The following is a 1,671-nucleotide window of genomic DNA, read 5'->3' as shown; positions in this document are numbered from 1 at the left end:
CTTCCTCGTCGAACTGCTCGAGCCAGCGGCGCACGCCACTGTCCGTCAAGTTCATGTCGCGGCACACCTGCCCGACGCTCAATCCCTGGTCTCGCACCATGCGAACCACTTGCAGCTTGAACGCCGCATCAAATGCCCGGCGGGCTCTCTTCTTCTCGGTCATGCTCTTCTCGTCCTCTGCGGGAAAATCTCCCATCGAGGTGTCCATCAGAATTGGACCACGTCAGTGTGCTTGAACCAATATGCGATGCAGAGGTAGCGATCGAGCGTCGTCTGCGGGTCCTTCTCGGCGACGAATTCGCTGAGCGTCGGCGAGACATCGTCGAATTTCAAATCCTTGATGACCTTGAAGTTGGGCGCTTTACGAGGCGTCGCGGGCCTCTTCGACGCCGGAGCGGGTGCAACTTCTGCGGTCTCGCTGTCCGTCTCTACGGCATCGGCGACCTCGTCGCCCACTTCCGGTTCTGCGTCTGAAGCTGCGACTTGAAGTTGCTTGACACCGCTTGGACGCACTCGCGAGTCTGGCAGAGCCGGGATAAATCCCGCCTGCACGAACGCTGACTTGATCGCGTCCATGCCCTTCTGCATGCTCGTATCTGATCCCTTCATGGTGAACTTGACCATGGTGAAAGAGATCTCGCCATCCTGCTCAGGCGTCGTCTTGGGCGTCCTTGGCATCTTGCCTCCCGTGTAGTCACGGGAAGTGTGGCAGGGACGGTTACATGCTGCAACTTTCTGGTGCGCCCGAAATCATGTGAACTCTTTCCCTTCACACGAGCGCCAGTGCACGGTCAAGCGCGCAGGCCGGCCGAGGTCAGCAAACCGCTGTGGAGCCGTCGTTGAATCGGCTTGAGCCAAGGGCAGCAACCGCTGAGGCCCTGTGCGCTTCAGCCGCCGACAGTCACCTGCTTCACAGCCTCAAGAATCACCCCCGCAATCTCCCGCGGATGGCTGATCAACGACACATGGCTAGACGCGATCTCAACCGTCTTCGCCTTCATCCGCGCAGCCACGAACCGCTGCAATTCCGGCGAGGTCGTCCGATCCTGCGTCGACACCGCATACCAGCTCGGTTTGCTGCGCCAGGCGGCCACCGTGGTGCGTGACGCAAACAGCGTCTCCGCAATGCGCCCCTGCAGCGCATACAGCACGCGAGCTTTCTCGGCAGGCACGTCACCCGCAAAGTCACGCAGGAAGGCCTCTTCGCTCAGCTGCGCAAACCCACCCGACTTGACGAGCCCGGCGCTCGCCGGAGGCGTCGGAAACTTGGCGGCCAGCGCGCCGTAGTCTTCCCCCGCATCAGGCGCACGCGCGGCCACGTAGACCAGCCCCGCAACCTTCGGATCGACCCCAGCCTCGCTGATCACCGTGCCCGCCCACGAGTGCCCGACCAGCAGCGTCGGCCCGTCTTGCAGCGCCAGGATGCGCTGCGTGGCCGCCACGTCGTCGGCCAGCGAAGTGAGCGGGTTCTGCACCGCCGTGGCGCGCAACCCGGCGCGCTGTAGCAGCGCAATCACGTCAGACCAGCACGACCCATCGGCATAGGCGCCATGCACGAGCACGACATTGCGAACGCCCGGCGCGGTGGCAGCTGCGGGCGCTGATGCAGATTGAGCCGAAGCAAGGCGCGCGGTGGCAGCAAGCCCGACCGTGGCGGCGACACGCGTGGAG

Annotated in this window: 3 protein-coding genes; all 3 read right to left on the bottom strand. The window is 63.5% G+C overall.

Features of this window, described 5'->3' with window-relative positions; genetic code table 11:
- Positions 1-163: transposase (locus AC1D01_RS33665; protein ID WP_477873811.1), on the bottom strand; the 163-nt coding region annotated here is incomplete at its 3' end.
- A gap of 44 nt (positions 164-207) precedes the next feature.
- Entirely contained in the window at positions 208-624 is a 417-nt protein-coding gene (locus tag AC1D01_RS33660; RefSeq protein WP_477873810.1) for a hypothetical protein, read from the bottom strand.
- 263 nt (positions 625-887) lie between these two features.
- The coding region (locus tag AC1D01_RS33655) for an alpha/beta fold hydrolase (protein ID WP_477873809.1) at positions 888-1,671 on the bottom strand (784 nt) is incomplete at its 5' end.

This window comes from Rhizobacter sp. P3_B12, assembly GCF_056402895.1.
This window is presented reverse-complemented; position numbering and strand designations above follow the sequence as displayed.